The organism is Nitrobacter sp. CN101 (genome assembly GCF_055390255.1).
Genome location: NZ_AP038833.1, coordinates 557,372 through 569,992, shown reverse-complemented (window position 1 = coordinate 569,992; position 12,621 = coordinate 557,372). Strand labels below are relative to the sequence as shown.

Sequence of the window (12,621 nt, the reverse complement as noted above, 5' to 3'; positions counted from 1 at the left end):
TAGCTGATACAATCGGGGCCGCGATTTTTTCACGTATCCACGAAGTTATTTTTAGATGGGGGAAATCACGGTCAGGAAGGATGAAACCTGCCGGATATGAGCGCCAGCCGGATGCACGACGGCTTCGAGTGCCCGTTTAGGATTATTCAAATCAAAAATGCCGCTGACCCGCTGAGAGCCGATAAAGGGATCGGCCATCACAATCCGCCCCGGAATCCAGCGGCCGATGCGCGCCACCAGCGCCGAGACTGCTTCCTTCTCGGCGACGATAAGGTTGTCGCGCCATGACGCGATCTGACTCGCTTCGCGCGATCCGCGCTCGATGGCATGGGTGGCGCTATCGATCGTCACCCACTCCCCGGCCGTGAGCTTCGTGCCCGCCGCGATCGTCGAGCCTGGCGCTTGCGCTTCGACGACGCCATGATCAACCGAGACCGAGAGCATGCCGGCATCGTTGGCAACATCGAAGGCCGTACCTAGCGCCGTCGCCGTCAGCTTGGCAGCCTGAACGGTAAAGGCGCGCTGCGAATCGGACGCGACATCGAAGAACGACATGCCAGCCAGAAGCTGAACGCGGCGCAGTTGGGCTGTAAAGTCCAAGGCAATGGCACTATCCGGCCCGAGCGTCGCGACGCTTCCGTCCGGAAGATTGACGCTGCGGATTTCACCCTTTGCAGTGACATGGTCGGCCCGGCTGAGAAGCAAGGCACGGGGAAGAATGGAATAGCTGGCGCCGACGGCACCAACGCCGATGAGGCCGCCGATCACGAAATTTCGGCGCGTCAGTCCCAGTTTTTCGCGACGTTCCGCATTGCGACGTCGGGTCAGAACCTTGCCGCTGGCGCCGTGGACCTTAGCCACCCGCGCCCAGATGCGCTCATGCTCGGCGCTGCGCGCACGCCAGACCCGCACCATCTCGGTCGCAACCGGATTGCCGGGGTCATTCTGCAAGCGGATGACGAGGTCGATCGCTTCATCCGTGAGCCGATTTTGATCTTGCCCGGGCTGGCTCATTCATATCCCTTCGATAGGCGCCGACCACAGGTCGAACATCGCACCTACCCATACTTATACAAACGAGCAGCGTCGAATTTCACACAGCAGACAAATTAAAGGCTCAGAAATCGTCCACTCGCGTCAGGATATGCTGGTAGGCGTTCCGGATCAGAACCCAGGCCCGCGAAGCCGACACGTTCAACTCATCCGCGACTTCCTGGATCGTGTGCTCGCCCAGCCGATGCATCTCAAAGGCCCTGCGCGTGCGCTCGGGAAGCTCCGCCAGCGCTCGCCGTGTCTGGGTGAGGCACTGGCGCGAATAAACGACGGCCTCCGCCGTGGGCGCAGGATCGGCGACGGCGGCAGCCTCGTCGAGATCAGTCGTCTGGATCAAACTCTCCCGACGGTGATGGTTGACGCTAAGACTACGCGAGACCTGATAGAGATAGGCCCGAGGATTGTGTTTGGTGCAGACTGCCGCAGGAGGCGACGCCAGCACACGTAGAAAAGTATCCTGCGTGATGTCGGCGGCCGTCTCGGCATTGTGCCCGCGACGACGGAGGAAGCGGTTGATTTCGCGAGCGTGCCGGACGAACAGGTTGTGAAAATCCCAGCTCATAGGCACCCCGCGGACCAACCTGTGCATCGTCGGCGCGCAGATTGAGCCGGTGACAGCAACCGCAGATGCACGGAACCGAGAGCAAAAAGAACCATGATGCTAAGGCCAAGGTTTAGGATGCCAAAACGACGTCACCGTCGCGCGATGGGCCTCCAATCGTTATTGCGTCCATAATTCTTCTGCAACCGCAATGATTTATATCCATTCTAAAAACTGTCTCGAGCCAACCGCGCGCGATTGATCCTTAAATTGTGAACTGGCCCCCTGGAAGGTGATCCCCCTTGAATCGCGGAAGGGATTTGTCGCCAGAAAGGAACCCGGCAATCTTGCTTCCGATTTCACAGCTAGCTCGAATTAAAAATGTTGCATCAAGCTTCTATCGACACCCAAGTGGCACCCGCTAAAGCAGCTCCATCCGAAAAATCGATTGCTGCGCTTTGAGCGATTCGCCTAAGTTGTCCAAAGTTGATCTCCGGTTGTGATCGTTGGATCGTTCTCACTCTTAATTGGGGTTGGCGATGCGCTACGGCTTGAAAGCGACGTTGGTCGCGGGCGGGATGTTGTTGTCGTTTGGTGGATCCGCCCTAGCCGCTGAAGGCGGAGTCGGAGCCTATCTGCTGGGTGGGAAGGGTCCTATGGCCGGCTTCACGCCACCGGAAGGGCTCTATTTCCAGGACGATATGTACTTCTATACTGGCAAGATCGGCGCGGGCCGTGCGCTCCCGACTGGCGGTCTGCTGACAGCCGGTATCAGCGCGCAAAGTTGGCTCAACCTTCCGACGCTGCTCTGGGTGACGCCAGCAAAGGTTCTCGGCGGCGATCTTGCTTTTTCAGTCACCACGCCGTTCGGTGAACCGCGCATCAATGCAAATCTGCTGGTGAATTCTCCCCGGTTCGGGCCCATCGGGCGAAACGTAACCGATGCCGAATTCAACATGAGCGACATTTTCGTCAACTCGTTCGTCGGCTGGCACGCTGGCAAACTCCATTGGCAGCTTGGCGTTGCAGGCATTATCCCGTCCGGAAGCTATGTTACCGGTCAACTTTCAAACGCCTCCCTCAATCGGCCGGCGGTGGACGTATCCGGTGCGCTGACGTGGCTTGATCCAGCTACGGGGGTCGACCTTTCCGCGGCCGCTGGTTTCACTTTCAATCAACCCAACACAGCAACCGACTATAAAACTGGCAATGAATTCCATCTCGAATGGGCAGCGTCGAAATCCCTCAACAAGGACATCTCCATCGGACTCGTCGGCTATTACTATCAGCAGCTCACCGATGATACCGGAACGGGTGCTGTACTTGGTCCTTTTAGAGGCCGAGCGGCGGCACTCGGTGGCACGATTGGATACAATTTCGAGGTTGGAAAACTTCCAATTTCAACGCGTCTCAAGGTGTACCGCGAATTCGATGTGCAGAACCGCATGGAGGGAACGGCGGGATACCTCACCGTATCGCTCCCGATCCACGTAGGCTCATCCTCAGTGCCTTCCGCGACCGCGATCAGAACCAAATACTGACATCGCCCATCGTCATCTGCGCAGCTAAACTGTTTCGCTCTCGTTGACGTCATGACGCTGCAGGTGTCGGAAGGCATACTCTGCCTGTCCCTCGTCCAGGAAGCAGCGCGGACAACTCGCATCAAATTTTCTCCCCATCATCCAAGCGGACGAAAGCCGATTTTTAACGAGCGTGCGGCACCGCGCTACGTTTGCAAAAACCACCCATGACATCCCTAAGGAATTACGTTAAACTGTGCTGTAACTGTTTGACTTGAAGTCATTGCCAAGCGACCGCGAACGTTCTTTCAGCGAATACTAAAGACAACAAGGCTGACACGTCCGTTCGTCGGTGGGCCTGGAACACGAGACGTGGTGGGCCTGACAAATGTCGCTGTGTGGATTTAAAGTTATCCGTGCATTATCATCTTTCTCACCAGTGAAATTTTTGCCTGCATCCGCGGCGCCCTCGCCTGGGATGTGCTGGCACTACACGGACTCCTCCCGCAGGCAGCGCTTCTGGGATTATTGCCCCCAGTAGCCTTGGAGCAGCGGGGGCATCACCATGGCGCAGGCCGATGTTCAGAAACCCGAGCGAGCCAGCGCGTCATTGAATGAGATGGTCTGGCTTCCCGGCGGCACGTTCCGCATGGGCTCCGACCGTCACTATCCCGAAGAAGCGCCCAGCCATCGCGTGACGGTTGATGGGTTCTGGATCGACAAAACACCTGTCACGAACCGGCAGTTCAAACAGTTTGTGAAAGCCACCGGCCATGTCACCGTCGCGGAGGTGCCGCCGGATCCCAAGGACTATCCGGGCGCTCGTCCGGAGATGATTTATGCGGGATCGCTTGTTTTCTGTCCGCCCGCGCGCCTAGCCAATCTCCGCGACTGGAGCCAGTGGTGGACGTTCATGAAGGGCGCCGACTGGCGGCATCCTTATGGACCGAAGAGCAACATCAACGTGCAGGACCATCATCCGGTGGTCCACGTCGCTTATGCCGACGCGCTGGCTTATGCAACCTGGGCCGGCAAGGAACTGCCAACCGAGGCAGAATGGGAGTTTGCCGCGCGCGGCGGACTCGAGGAGATGGAATTTACGTGGGGAAATGAATTCACGCCGAACGGCCGCCACATGGCCAACACCTGGCAGGGCGAATTCCCGCGGCAGAACCTGAATGAAGACGGCTACGAACGCACTTCGCCGGTGACGGCGTTTCCGCCGAATGGTTACGGTCTGCACGACATGATCGGCAATGTGTGGGAGTGGACCAGTGACTGGTACACCCCGAAGCATGAAGCCGATGCGCCCAAGGCGTGCTGCATCCCCGCGAACCCACGCGGCGGCAGTGAGGACGCGAGTTACGATCCCTGCCAGCCAAGCATCAAAATCCCTCGCAAAGTCCTCAAAGGCGGCTCGCACCTCTGCGCGCCGAACTATTGCCGCCGCTACCGTCCGGCCGCGCGTCACGCCGAACCGGTCGATACGTCGACCAGCCATGTCGGATTTCGCTGTGTGACAAGGAAACTCGCTGCGCAATGACCTTCAACTTCCTTGTGAAGAACGGAGAGTGCAATGACGAGCAGTACAAACGACACAGACCCTATAACGAGCTCGTCTATCAACCGATGGTCGAACTGCTGGCCTATCTGCGAACCAACGGCTTCAAGACCTTTATCGTGTCGGGTGGCGGCGTCGAGTTCATGCGGGTGTGGGCGGAAAAGGCCTACGGCATTCCACCCGAGCAAGTGATCGGCTCGTCCGGCGTCACAAGATATCAGTTAGACGCCGCGGGTGGTAGCGATCGGTCTCACGCTGATGCTGGCTGCGCGCGTCTCGCCAGCGCCTCCGGCGGCAGAAGGTTCGGTGGCGCTTTGGCTCTGCATCGTAGGGCTGCTGGGTGTCTTTGCCATCGGCTATCCCGGCTACTTCGTCTTCGATGCGATCTGGCCGAGCTTCTATTATTCGCCAGTAATGGCCGGCAAGAATGCCTGGCTGCTGGGGCAGGCTTTCTTCATCGCGATCTACGTTGCGGGCCTCGTGATCGCATTTAGTTCCGCTCGTCGCGCGCTCTCACTTGCGACGCAACCCTTAACTAGGTCTTGAGGAGAATGATGATGAGAAAAATTCTGTTTGTTTCACTTGTCCTTTCATCTCTTGCGGGAGTTGCCGCCGCGCAAACTCCTCCTCCACAGGATCAGCTCGTCCGGAGCCGTGCGGTCGAGGCCGTGATCTGGGGTATGCCCGCGGTCAACTACGACCTCATGCTGCAGGAGATGCTCACCAAGACTAACGGCAAGGTGGGACAGGTCATTTATTGGGGCCGTCCCCTGGATTCAAAGAACCAAACCCTGACGCCGAATCCGGATGCGCTCTATTTCATGGTGTTTTACGATACCAAGGATGGTCCGGTCGTGTTGGACCTGCCTGCGGGAGATTCGAACGGCTCATTCAACGGCAATATCGTGACTGTATGGCAAAAGCCCCTGGAGGACGCGGGTCTGCTCGGCGTCGATAAAGGCAAAGGCGGAAAGTTTCTGATTTTACCGCCGGGCTATTCGGGTGCGAAGCCGGACGGTTACATCGCGCTGCAATCCGATACTTACGGCGGCTACATGCTGTTTCGTGCCAATATGAAAAGCCACAGCGCCGCCGATGTGGAAAAATCGATTGCCTACGGCAAGCAGATGAAAATCTATCCGCTCTCGCAAGCGGCCAATCCGCCGCCAACGGTTTTCACGGATGTGAAAGACGTCGATTACGATTCGACGATTCGATACAACGCCAGCTTCTTCGAGCATCTCGATCGGATCGTTCAGAGCGAGCCGTGGATTGAGCGCGATCGCGTGATGATCGATACGCTCAAGTCCCTCGGAATTGAAAAAGGCAAGCCATACGCGCCAAGCGAGGCGACCCTTGCGTTGTTGACAAAGTCCATTGGCGAGGCGCGCACGTGGCTGGCGGCCAAATATGACGCGGGGATGCCGCCATTCTTCACGCCGACGAGCCGCTGGATGTATCCAGCCCCGCCCGATTTGATCAAGGCAATGCAGTCGGGCTTTGCTGATCCGAACGTATATCCGGTCGACGAACGTGGCATGGCTTATACCTACGCCTTTATCGGCCTCAAGCGCCTTGGCACCGGGCAGTTCTACTCGATTTCGATCCGTGACAAAGATGGTGATGCCTTCGACGGATCGAAGACGTATCGCCTGAACGTGCCGGCGAATGTGCCGGTCGAGCAGTATTGGTCTGTGACGGCCTATGACCGCGAAACACATGCGCTTATCAAAGGTATGTCACGCGCGAGCCGTTCCTCGCAAATCCCCGAAATGCAGAAAAACGCCGACGGTTCTATCGATGTTTATTTCGGACCGCACGCTCCAGCCGGCAAGGACGCGAACTGGGTGCCGACCGATCCATCACGCAAGTTCGAGTTGATGGCCCGCTTCTACGGGCCGAAGCCGGAATTCTTTGAAAAGAAATGGGTGCTGCCGGATGTCGAGAAGGTTGCCGCGCAGTAAACAATCTGGAGAATCCACCATGACCACGAACGCACATCCTGACCGCAGAAGTATACTGCTCGGTGGAGCAACGCTTGCAATCGCTTCTGCGCTTGCCACCACGACGACGTCCGTAGCAAGCGCGGACACCTCCTCGCTCAATCCGCAGCCGCTCCCCCCTTCACCGGAATGGGCGCGCGCGCTGCCGCCCGGGCCGGACACCAGCGTGAAGATCACCGAAGCCTATGCGGCGATGGTGGCGCGCGATGCCTATTTCTGGGCGTGGCCGCTGGTCAACCTCTACAACAAGCGGCTCGGCTTTAAGGACGTGCCCGAACCGATGCTGGTGGGGCCCGCGCTCGCTGCTCCGCTCAATCGGCTAGTGATGCTCACCGATTACATCGATCCGGGGCAGCGCCTGGTCGCCTGTCCCAATCAGGACGTGGTCTACGGTGCCGGCTCGCTCGCGCTTGATCTTTCGCCGGTCGTGGTCCAGGTGCCGGATTTTGGCGAGCGGTTTTGGGTTTATCAGCTGGTCAACCTGCGCACCGACGGTTTCGTGCAACTCGGCAAGATGTACGGCACGACGCCCGGCTTTTATCTCCTGGTCGGACCCAACTGGAAAGGCGATATTCCCAAAGGCATCACCAAAGTTTTCCGTTCTCCCACCAACACCGGCTTCGCTGCACCGCGTGTTTTTCAGGACGATACGGCTGAAGACAAGAAGGCGGTCCAGAGCGCGCTGCAATGGATCACGATGTACCCGCTCGCTGAGTACGACGGCACGATGAAGCGGGTGGACTGGAGCGCAATCAAAAAAGTTCCGGCTGCGACGACCGGCGACGCCGAAACGAAATGGGTATTCCCTGAAAAGTTTTTCGATCAGCTTCCCGACATCCTCGCTGACGCGCCACCCTTGCCGGGCGAAGAATCACGCTATGCTCAGATTCGCGCCTTGCTCGAAGCGATCAAGCAGAACCCGGCGCTGAAACAGCCGCTGATCAATGCGGTCGCGGAGGTCGATGAACAGATCGTCAAACCGCTGTTCCAATTCCGCAACTGGGGCCAGCAGCTTCCGCATCACTGGAGCACGATCTCGAACGAGGCCGCCTTCGGCACCAACTACTTCACCCGCACGGCAGTGGGCAAATCGAACATCCTGGTCAACTCGCCGAACGAAACAAAATATTTCTATCAGGATCTCGATGTCTCGGGCACAAGACTCAACGGCGCCAATCGCTACACCGTTACCTTCGCGAAAGATCAGACGCCGCCGGTCAACGGCTTTTGGTCGCTGACGCTTTATAATGAGCACCATTTTTTCGCGCCGAACGAGATCAAGCGCTACTCGCTTGGCACAAAGAACAAGGCGCTGAAAACCAGTCCGGACGGCTCGCTAACGATCTATGTGCAGGCCGACGCACCGCCGGCCGCGCAGCGCGACAACTGGCTGCCAGCGCCTAAGGATGGCGATTTCACCCTCTATGTACGTGCATACTGGCCGAAGGCGGCGGTGGTGGATGGCACCTGGACGCCACCGGCCGTGCAGCGAGTCAGTTAGGGGACGAGGCTGCAAGCCTGGCTCTGAATGGACAATGGAAGGCATCGCTGTTGCAGGTGTGAACTGACCACAGTCTCTACAACGCCGACGGCTACTTCGAAAAGAATCCATACGATGCTTATTCCATCAACAGCATCACGGGCAAAAAGAGCACGGATGGATCAATCGCTATCCAGTTCGGCGGCTGCGACGGCAAGATTCCGAACTGCCTGCCGATCATGCAAGGCTGGAACTACACGGTGCGGCTCTATCGGCCGCGTGCCGAAATCCTCAACGGCAAATGGAAATTCCCTGAGCCGCAGCCAGCCAATTAAGGGGTTTCGGGATGAGCGGCTACGCCATCGTTACATGAATCGTGCTGATCATTCTGCCGGCCAGTTGCGTCGGCGTATTTTGCATCGCCGGCTGGCTGCCCGGACACATCACGAAAGCCCGTGATCATCTGCAGGAGGATACGTAGGGTAAATCGAGAAAAATGCTGTCCCGCCCAATATTGGATCGGACAATCAAGCTATAAAATCCAACAATTCAAACTAGAATTTGGGAAATGGCGTCCCGGAAGGGAGTCGAACCCCTGACCCCAGGTTTAGGAAACCTGTGCTCTATCCAGCTGAGCTACCGGGACTGTACGCCGAGCCCTGCCACTTATCCGGCACATCAGCGCCTCGGGCAAGCCGAATCGTATTGCCGATTCAAGAGGCTGGTGCCGTCGCGCGGCCCACCCCAACCGGACCGGAGGTCTCGCCAACATGCACTGCCGGTACGGCTCGCCATTTCACAAGGCAGACGTCCTAAAAAGGACACGGCGACCCGTTACGCTCGTCGAGCGCTTTTCCCCGGATCCGCCATTCATCCTCCCGGCCACTCTTGTTTCGCTTGCAGAATGAAGCGGCAGCCTCTTCGCCCGCCAAAAATGCCTTGTGACTGTCATATGGCAACCTTATCTTTTTTGCCGCGGGGCTGGATCGCAACAGGAGATGATCATGGGTTTGCTCGACATCCTCAACGGAATGCAGAACGGCCCGCGCGGTCCAAGCGAGCCCAATACGGAAAGCGAAAGCAGCGGCATGTCGCCACTGACAATGGCGATCCTCGCTGTGCTGGGCTACAAGGCGCTGAAACATCTCACCGGAAGCCATTCTGAAGCCCGCCCGTCCGCGCCGCCGGCTCCCGCGCCCAGAAGCACGATCAATGCGGGCCCACCCGGAGGCACGGTCAATGCTGGACTGCCCGGCAGTGGAGGCGGCCTCGGTGACCTGCTCAAGGGCGGGCTTGGTGGCCTGCTGGCGGGCGGTGCGGCCGGAAGCATTCTGAGCGGCGGCCTCGGCGACCTGCTGAACCAGCTTCAGAACAAAGGCCATGGCGAGACTGCTAGTTCCTGGGTTAGTCCGGGACCGAACAAGCAGATCGCGCCACGCGACCTCGCCGACGCGCTGGGCGCCGACCAGATCAACACCCTGGCAGCGCAGACCGGCCTGTCCCGGGACGAGTTGCTCGCCGGCTTGAGTCAGCACCTGCCCGAGGTCGTGAACCATCTGACGCCCGACGGGCGCCTGCCGACCGAGAATGAGCTATCACGGATGCTTTAGGATTGCACTCGCTCCGGGAGTGGTCGCCCCGGGGGCTGACCGATCTCGCGGAGAGTTCACCGTCACAATCATTTTGAGGAAGGACTTTCATCATGGGCGGCATTCTCTGGATCATTCTGGTCGGCTTCATCGCCGGCGTTATCGCAAAGTTCTTATCGCCCGGCCCGAACAATCCGAGCGGATTCATCCTCACCACGGCGCTCGGCATTGGCGGTGCGTTCCTGGCCACCTTCATCGGGCAGTCGATCGGTCACTACAGCCCCGATCAAGGCGCAGGCTTCATCACCTCAACCATCGGCGCGGTTGTGGTGCTGTTCATCTGGAACAGGTTGGTCGCGCGCGGCGCGATTTCCGGTCCTGGATCGAAATAGCGACCGCGTCCTCGGGTAACGTCTTGAGGCACGGTCATCAGGCGACGGCCAAGCCTCCGTACACGTGCACTATTCTGCTCGGAGTGGTGCTCTGTGGAATGTTGTTCAGCGTAGCGCCGACACTCGCCGACGGTTGCCAACTGGTCATTCAGAGTGACGGCGTCGTGAGCGCCGTCATTGACCCGCGGACGCTCCGTCTCGATGATGGCCGTGACGTGCGTCTCGCAGGCGTCGAAGTGGTCGCGGGGGAGGCCGCCAATCGCCAGCCAGCACTCGCAGGACTGATCGGTCGGCGCGTGATCCTGCGCGGAGAGCGCGACGATCCGGATCGCTATGGCCGGCAAACCGCCTTCATATATCTTGGACCATCCGCCAGTTCGGTCCAAAGCGATCTTCTGGCACGCGGCGACGCACTTGTGTCTGCCGACGTCACCGAAAAGGCGTGCGCGGCGGAACTCACGGCTGCGGAAACGGCGGCGCGACAGACCCGGCGTGGAACTTGGGCGGAATCGTCCGTGGTCAAAAACGCTGAACGTCCGGGCGATATTTTGGCGCGTATTGGGCAGTTCACGATCGTGGAAGGCTACGTCCGGTCTGTCAGGCAGGCCGGCGGCACTATATATCTCAACTTCGGCCCACGCTGGACACGAGACTTTGCTGCGACTATTTCAAGGCGCATACTGCCATCCTTCGAGGCGGCAGGCGTAGTGCCGACGTCTTTCGAACATCGGCGGGTTCGGGTCCGCGGCTGGGTCGAACGACGCGGAGGACCGCGGATTGAGGTGCTCCGGGTTGGGCAGATCGAAGTGGCCGGCGACTAGAGAGTTCGGTGTTCTGCCGAAGCCAACCGGGCCTACGCTGGACATACAAGATGCGGCGGTCGAGTGTCAGCATTTGCCATCAGATTTGCTGACAGATTGCGACTGCTGAAATCGAAACTTCAATCCGAGGGAGAACGTTGCGACCATGACGGCGAGCCCAGTATGGCGCGAGACAGGAGTGAGCCGCCTTTTGGCTGCGCCTGTCGTGCTGCTCTGCGTGGCGCTTGCCCTCAGTGGATGCGGCGACATGACCCGGTTCCAGACCGGCTCTCCCTCATCCGTCAAACCGATAAAGCCCGCGCGGGCCGCGACCCATACTCCAGCGTCCGACCGCGAGCACGAGCGCATCCTCGCCTCTTACGGCGGGGCGTATGACGATCCCAAACTCGAAGCGCTGATCAACAAAACGGTCGAGCGGCTTGTGGCGGCGTCCGAGCGGCCCGACCTCACCTACAAGGTTACGATCCTCAATTCAGGCGCGGTGAACGCCTTCGCGCTGCCAACCGGCCAGCTTTACGTGACACGCGGCCTGATGGCGCTGGCCAACGACACCTCGGAATTGTCCTCGGTGCTGTCGCACGAGATGGCGCATGTTCTGGCCAAGCACGCCATCATCCGCGAAGACCAGGCGCGGCAGGCCGCCCTCGTCAGCCACGTCGTCACCGAAATGGGGACCGACCCGGATCTGACGGCGCTGGCGCTCGCCAAATCCAAGCTGACGCTCGCAAGCTTTTCGCGCACCCAGGAATTCGAAGCCGACGGCATCGGCGTCGGGATTTCCGCGCGGGCCCATTTTGACCCTTATGGCGCAGCGCGCTTCCTGACGGCAATGGAACGCAATGCGGCGCTCAAGGCCGGCAAGCCCTCGTTGGACCCGCGCTCGCAGGACTTCCTCTCGTCGCATCCCGCAACGCCAGAACGCATTCAGAACGCGCAGGTCAATGCGCGGCAATACAGTGCTCCCGCGCAAGGCGAACGAGACCGCGAGACTTACCTCGACGCGATCGACAACGTTGTCTACGGCGAGGATCCGAGTGAGGGGTTCGTTCGTGGCCGGCGTTTCCTGCATCCAAAGCTCGGCTTTACGTTTCAGGCGCCAGAAGGTTTCGTACTCGACAATACGGCTCAGGCAGTGATCGGCGTTCGCGAGGGCGGCAGTCAGGCCATGCGCTTCGACGTGGTCCGGGTGCCCGCGGAACAGAAGCTTACCGAATATCTCAACTCCGGGTGGATGGAGAACGTCAACAAGGCATCGACCGAGGAACTAACTATCAACGGCTTTCCCGCGGCATCAGCGGTTGCCAGCGGCGAGGAATGGCAGTTCCGGATTTATGCCTTGCGCTTCGGCAGCGACGTCTATCGCTTCATTTTCGCCACCCGTCGTAAAACAACGGAAAGCGAACGCAACGCGCGCGAAACGGTCGCCTCCTTCCGCCGTCTGTCGCTGGACGAGATTCAGGCAGCACGACCGCTGCGAATCAAGGTGATCACCGTACAGCCGGGCGATACCGTGGAATCGCTGTCACACCGCATGGCAGGCGTCGATCATCCTGCCGAGCGTTTTCGCGTCGTCAACGGCCTTGATCCGCGTGCCCAAGTCAGTGTCCGCAGCCGAGTCAAGATCGTGGTGGAGTGACGCGAAGCACCGCGCATCAGGACGG

Annotated in this window: 11 protein-coding genes, 1 tRNA gene and 2 pseudogenes; 11 read left to right on the top strand and 3 right to left on the bottom strand. The window is 59.3% G+C overall.

Annotated elements, in window-relative coordinates; translation table 11 throughout:
• Positions 1 to 51 precede the first annotated feature (51 nt).
• Together ACZ5IL_RS02655 and ACZ5IL_RS02650 are read right to left on the bottom strand one after the other, a co-directional pair.
• Positions 52 to 1,014: a FecR family protein gene (locus ACZ5IL_RS02655; RefSeq protein WP_464594991.1), complete on the bottom strand. Its 963-nt coding sequence runs from the start codon at positions 1,012 to 1,014 to the stop codon at positions 52 to 54.
• A gap of 103 nt (positions 1,015 to 1,117) precedes the next feature.
• Positions 1,118 to 1,615, bottom strand: coding sequence for a sigma-70 family RNA polymerase sigma factor (locus tag ACZ5IL_RS02650; protein WP_425907751.1), 498 nt, complete (start codon positions 1,613 to 1,615; stop codon positions 1,118 to 1,120).
• Positions 1,616 to 2,133: 518 nt separating this feature from the next.
• On the opposite strand from ACZ5IL_RS02650, the gene ACZ5IL_RS02645 reads away from it, so the two are divergent.
• From ACZ5IL_RS02645 to ACZ5IL_RS02615, 7 genes and pseudogenes are all read left to right on the top strand, one after another.
• Complete coding sequence (locus ACZ5IL_RS02645; RefSeq protein ID WP_464594989.1) at positions 2,134 to 3,135, top strand: SphA family protein; 1,002 nt, start codon at positions 2,134 to 2,136, stop codon at positions 3,133 to 3,135.
• A 544-nt stretch (positions 3,136 to 3,679) separates the two neighbouring features.
• Positions 3,680 to 4,657, top strand: coding sequence for a formylglycine-generating enzyme family protein (locus ACZ5IL_RS02640; RefSeq protein WP_464594987.1), 978 nt, complete (start codon positions 3,680 to 3,682; stop codon positions 4,655 to 4,657).
• A 47-nt stretch (positions 4,658 to 4,704) separates the two neighbouring features.
• Positions 4,705 to 4,899: pseudogene (locus ACZ5IL_RS02635) on the top strand (haloacid dehalogenase-like hydrolase); the annotation flags it as partial.
• Between the two features lie 10 nt (positions 4,900 to 4,909).
• Positions 4,910 to 5,221, top strand: a complete 312-nt coding sequence (locus tag ACZ5IL_RS02630) for a hypothetical protein (protein ID WP_464596992.1) — start codon at positions 4,910 to 4,912, stop codon at positions 5,219 to 5,221.
• Positions 5,222 to 5,232: 11 nt separating this feature from the next.
• Positions 5,233 to 6,639 (top strand): DUF1254 domain-containing protein, encoded by a 1,407-nt coding sequence (locus tag ACZ5IL_RS02625; RefSeq protein ID WP_464594986.1) that lies wholly within the window; start codon positions 5,233 to 5,235, stop codon positions 6,637 to 6,639.
• A gap of 19 nt (positions 6,640 to 6,658) precedes the next feature.
• A complete protein-coding gene (locus ACZ5IL_RS02620; protein ID WP_464594985.1) occupies positions 6,659 to 8,179 on the top strand; it encodes a DUF1254 domain-containing protein in 1,521 nt (506 codons plus the stop codon).
• Between the two features lie 71 nt (positions 8,180 to 8,250).
• A pseudogene (locus tag ACZ5IL_RS02615) lies at positions 8,251 to 8,493 on the top strand (DUF1214 domain-containing protein); the annotation flags it as partial.
• A 234-nt stretch (positions 8,494 to 8,727) separates the two neighbouring features.
• Here ACZ5IL_RS02615 and ACZ5IL_RS02610 read toward each other — a convergent pair.
• Positions 8,728 to 8,804 (bottom strand) — tRNA-Arg (locus ACZ5IL_RS02610).
• A gap of 358 nt (positions 8,805 to 9,162) precedes the next feature.
• On the opposite strand from ACZ5IL_RS02610, the gene ACZ5IL_RS02605 reads away from it, so the two are divergent.
• The 4 genes from ACZ5IL_RS02605 (at position 9,163) to ACZ5IL_RS02590 (ending at position 12,596) form a co-directional block, all read left to right on the top strand.
• A complete protein-coding gene (locus ACZ5IL_RS02605) occupies positions 9,163 to 9,768 on the top strand; it encodes a YidB family protein (RefSeq protein WP_464594984.1) in 606 nt (201 codons plus the stop codon).
• Between the two features lie 92 nt (positions 9,769 to 9,860).
• Positions 9,861 to 10,139 carry a GlsB/YeaQ/YmgE family stress response membrane protein gene (locus ACZ5IL_RS02600; protein ID WP_464594983.1) on the top strand — a complete coding sequence of 93 codons (279 nt, stop codon included), beginning with the start codon at positions 9,861 to 9,863 and terminating at the stop codon, positions 10,137 to 10,139.
• Between the two features lie 164 nt (positions 10,140 to 10,303).
• Entirely contained in the window at positions 10,304 to 10,960 is a 657-nt protein-coding gene (locus ACZ5IL_RS02595) for a thermonuclease family protein (RefSeq protein WP_464594982.1), read from the top strand.
• A gap of 145 nt (positions 10,961 to 11,105) precedes the next feature.
• Positions 11,106 to 12,596, top strand: a complete 1,491-nt coding sequence (locus ACZ5IL_RS02590; protein WP_464594981.1) for a M48 family metalloprotease — start codon at positions 11,106 to 11,108, stop codon at positions 12,594 to 12,596.
• Positions 12,597 to 12,621: the final 25 nt, after the last annotated feature.

Coding starts and splice junctions, on each gene's coding strand:
- ACZ5IL_RS02655 (WP_464594991.1), bottom strand. CDS start 1,014: ATGAGCCAGCCCGGGCAAGATCAAAATCGGCTCACGGATGAAGCGATC.
- ACZ5IL_RS02650 (WP_425907751.1), bottom strand. CDS start 1,615: ATGAGCTGGGATTTTCACAACCTGTTCGTCCGGCACGCTCGCGAAATC.
- ACZ5IL_RS02645 (WP_464594989.1), top strand. CDS start 2,134: ATGCGCTACGGCTTGAAAGCGACGTTGGTCGCGGGCGGGATGTTGTTG.
- ACZ5IL_RS02640 (WP_464594987.1), top strand. CDS start 3,680: ATGGCGCAGGCCGATGTTCAGAAACCCGAGCGAGCCAGCGCGTCATTG.
- ACZ5IL_RS02625 (WP_464594986.1), top strand. CDS start 5,233: ATGAGAAAAATTCTGTTTGTTTCACTTGTCCTTTCATCTCTTGCGGGA.
- ACZ5IL_RS02620 (WP_464594985.1), top strand. CDS start 6,659: ATGACCACGAACGCACATCCTGACCGCAGAAGTATACTGCTCGGTGGA.
- ACZ5IL_RS02605 (WP_464594984.1), top strand. CDS start 9,163: ATGGGTTTGCTCGACATCCTCAACGGAATGCAGAACGGCCCGCGCGGT.
- ACZ5IL_RS02600 (WP_464594983.1), top strand. CDS start 9,861: ATGGGCGGCATTCTCTGGATCATTCTGGTCGGCTTCATCGCCGGCGTT.
- ACZ5IL_RS02590 (WP_464594981.1), top strand. CDS start 11,106: ATGACGGCGAGCCCAGTATGGCGCGAGACAGGAGTGAGCCGCCTTTTG.